Origin of the sequence: Wolbachia endosymbiont of Drosophila baimaii (genome assembly GCF_028982185.1) — a bacterium.
In the GTDB taxonomy this organism is placed as follows: Bacteria; Pseudomonadota; Alphaproteobacteria; order Rickettsiales; family Anaplasmataceae; genus Wolbachia; species Wolbachia pipientis.
This window is the reverse complement of record NZ_JAPQLE010000082.1, coordinates 1-3,498: the sequence shown is the minus strand read 5'-3', so window position 1 is coordinate 3,498 and position 3,498 is coordinate 1. Positions and strand designations below refer to the sequence as shown.

The window sequence follows — 3,498 nt, the reverse complement described above, 5'->3', positions numbered from 1 at the left end:
ATTCCTTTCGCTTTTTGGCTTGTCCTTTTTTGTTTTGTACAATTCTTTAGAGCTCGGTAGAGATGAATTTTTCGAGTTTAAACCAAGCCTTTCCTTTAATTCAGCGTTCTCTATCTTTAAAGCTTTATTTTCTGCTTTTAAGTTTTCTATCTCTGCTTTCAGTTTTTCTATTTTTTGCTGTAAATTTTTGCAAAGTTCTAAAAGGTTTACCACATTACCTCACTTTTGCTCTATGATTATCTTTTTAGATCACTTTGTCTACCTTATTCTACCACTCCGCTGAACGGATACCTTGGGTTAGCTATAGCTAACACCACAATTGTACTAACATTGTGATTTGAGAACAACCTTCACCAGAAAGGGTGTCATTCCAGTGTTAAGCACTGGAATGACGAGAGGTAACGCAAGAAGTTTACTCTTAATAAAAACCTGATGATGAATCATTATTACCAAATTTCGGCCTATTTCTGTTGCTGAAACCAGAACGAGGACGAGGAGGCCTCTTATGGTGACTTCCTCCAGGTTTTCTACTAAATGAATTATTGTAATAATTATCCCTGTCATTTGGACCATCTTTCCTTTCCTCGTTGTAAAGCTCACCTTCAAAAAACTCTCCCGTCTCTTGATCAACCCGACGTCTTGACAACTTTGGACACCCACCTTTTTCGAAGTCAATTACTAGTGCTTTGAAAGTATCATCTTGTTTAAGTACGCTCTCTATAGAATCTATATGTTCATTAGCTACTTCACTTATGTGCATTTTTCCTTTTCTGCCATTAAGAAATTCAAGCTCTACAATAGACTTCTCTATTCTTACAACCTTGACATCAACTATAGAACCTTGTTCTAGTTCTGTTATTGAATCAATCATCATACTCTTTGCAATTTCAGCTTCAGTGCCACTCGTAGCAAAAACAGAAACTTTACCATCATCTCCTATTTCAATTTTTGCATTACTTCTTTCACACACACTGCGTATATTTTTCCCCTTAGAACCTATAGCAGCAGAAATTTTGTCTTTATCTATGTAAAATGATAACATCCTTGGTGCATGGTCTTTGACGTCATCACTGTGTTCTGAAATCACTGCATTCATTTTTTCTAAAATATGTAATCTTCCAGCTTTTGCCTGTTCTAAAGATTTTTCAACAATTTCAAAGCTTATACCAGAAATTTTCATGTCCATTTGTAGCGCCGTAACCCCTTCACTAGTTCCTGCTACTTTAAAGTCCATATCACCAAGATAATCTTCATCACCAAGTATATCGGAAAGTATTACATACTCGTCTTTATCTTTGATGAGACCCATAGCAATTCCAGCAACAGGGGCCTTTATTGGCACACCCGTATCCATTAAAGCAAGAGAAGTCCCACAAACTGTTGCCATAGAAGAAGAACCATCAGACTCCAAAATTTCGGACACTACTCTTATTGTATAAGGAAATTCAGACTTATCGGGTAAAACAGGATGAATTGCTTTCCAAGCAAGTTTGCCATGACCGATTTCTCTTCTTCCTGGTGCACGCGCAGCAGAAGTTTCTCCAACAGCAAATGAGGGAAAGTTATAATGCAACATGAAATGCTCACGTCTATCTCCTTCAATATCATCCACAATTTGCTCATCTTGAGTGGTGCCAAGAGCAGTAACAACCAGTGCCTGAGTATTGCCTCTTGTAAATAGTGCAGAACCGTGAGTTTTGGACAGAATATCAACTTCAACTTCTATCTGACGTATCTCATCATGCTTACGACCGTCTATCCTTACACTTTTCTTCCTAATTATTTCACGTACTAAAGATCTTTCAAAGTTTTTTACTGCATACGTAATTAACTTTTCGTCTTTTCCAGTTTCTTTAAGAGTATTCAATATATTCTCTCTGATCTCTTCTAGAGCTTGAACTCGCTCTTGTTTCACTGTTTGCGAATATGCTTTTTCAAAATCTTTACCGTATTTTTCGAGCTCTTGTGTTATATCTGATGCATCAATAGGGGCAAAGCTCTCAGGTTTATTGCCAATTGTATCAGCAAACTCTTTTATGAGCTTAATGACAGGCTTAAGGTGTTCATGGCCAAATTTTATTGCATTAAAAACATTTTCTTCAGAGAGCTCTTTCACTTCTGATTCAACCATTAAAATTGAATTTTCATCACCAGACAAAAACAGATCCAAGCTGCTTGCTTTCATCTCTTGAACAGAAGGGTTGAGTATATAGTTATTATTTTCATCACAACCAACCATCACTCCAGCTATAGTAAAGTGAAAGGGAACACCAGAAATTGCAAGAGCTGCAACAGCACCAATCAATGCTGGCACTTCAGGAGGATTGACTGTATCATAAGTTAATAGATTGCACACAACACTAATTTCATCATGAAATCCTTCTGGGAATAGTGGTCTTATACTTCTATCTATTACTCTTGAGATTAAAGTTTCTCTATCAGATGGCTTGCCTTCTCTTTTAAAAAACCCGCCAGGGATCTTACCCATGGCATAGCTTTTTGCGATAAACTGCACATTTAAAGGTAGGAAATCAACGCTTTCTTCCTTCTTTTTACGTACAACAGTTACTAAAACAGAAGTATCACCGTAATTTACAACTACTGAACCATGAGCTTGGCGTGCTATTTTTCCTGTTTCTAAAGATAAGGCACGACCACCCCACTCTATAGATTTTTTTATAATTTTAAACATATTAAATTCCTCGATTATTTTCTAATGCCTAACTTCTCTATTAATTCCTGATGGGCTTCATTACCAAATTTACGCTTTATATAATTTAAGTGCTTGCGTCTTCTACCTATCAATATAAGTAAACCACGCTTAGAGTGATGGTCATGCTTGTGCACTTTAAAATGCTCAGTTAAGTTACTGATCCTCTGGGTCAAAATTGCACATTGTACAAAAGATGAGCCTGTATCATCTTCTTTAATTGCATATATATTTATCAAACTCTTTTTCTTTTCGGATGTTATCGACATCTAAACCTCATTTTAAATATTAAAAACACGAATAGGTTTCACACAACCATAAATAAAACTGCAGATTGCAATAGGTACACTACCCACCACCGCACAACAAATATCATGATTCTTTAAATTACGCAAGTTATTTAATACAACTTCCTGACCTTTTCTGATTTTCCCCGCATCTTCTAGGGAAATTTCAACTTTGAACATCGATTTTAAAGCCGATTCAATGGGGATGACGAAACTTTTTGTATTACTCCCTGTCACTCCATCATCTTCTGTCATCCCACCCCCCTCTGTCATCCAAGTAGCTGACACTGGGATGGCTTTGTTGCATCGCTATTTATGAAAGGCTAACTATAGTTAGGATTATAAGTAACCTATTGAAAATCTTGTTTTTTTGCAATCAATCTGATCAAATTTAAGAATAGTAATTTATTATTTGTATTAATAAACTTAATTCTATTGAAAATAGCTAAAGCATTGAAATTCTTGAATTTTAGCCAGATTAGTGAGTGGTAGTGAAATTTC

Annotated in this window: 3 protein-coding genes and 1 pseudogene; all 4 read right to left on the bottom strand. The window is 36.0% G+C overall.

All coding sequences use genetic code 11. From position 1 onward, the window contains the following. Window positions 1-213, bottom strand: a pseudogene (locus OZD66_RS02715) (DUF6444 domain-containing protein); the annotation flags it as partial. 205 nt (window positions 214-418) lie between these two features. Then, window positions 419-2,692, bottom strand: coding sequence for a polyribonucleotide nucleotidyltransferase (gene pnp, locus OZD66_RS02710; protein WP_182367933.1), 2,274 nt, complete (start codon window positions 2,690-2,692; stop codon window positions 419-421). 14 nt (window positions 2,693-2,706) lie between these two features. Then, the gene (gene rpsO, locus OZD66_RS02705) at window positions 2,707-2,979 is read right to left on the bottom strand and encodes a 30S ribosomal protein S15 (protein WP_182367930.1); all 273 of its coding nucleotides are present in this window, start codon (window positions 2,977-2,979) and stop codon (window positions 2,707-2,709) included. Between the two features lie 12 nt (window positions 2,980-2,991). Next, window positions 2,992-3,285: a hypothetical protein gene (locus tag OZD66_RS02700; RefSeq protein ID WP_275022151.1), complete on the bottom strand. Its 294-nt coding sequence runs from the start codon at window positions 3,283-3,285 to the stop codon at window positions 2,992-2,994. Between the last annotated feature and the right edge of the window lie 213 nt (window positions 3,286-3,498).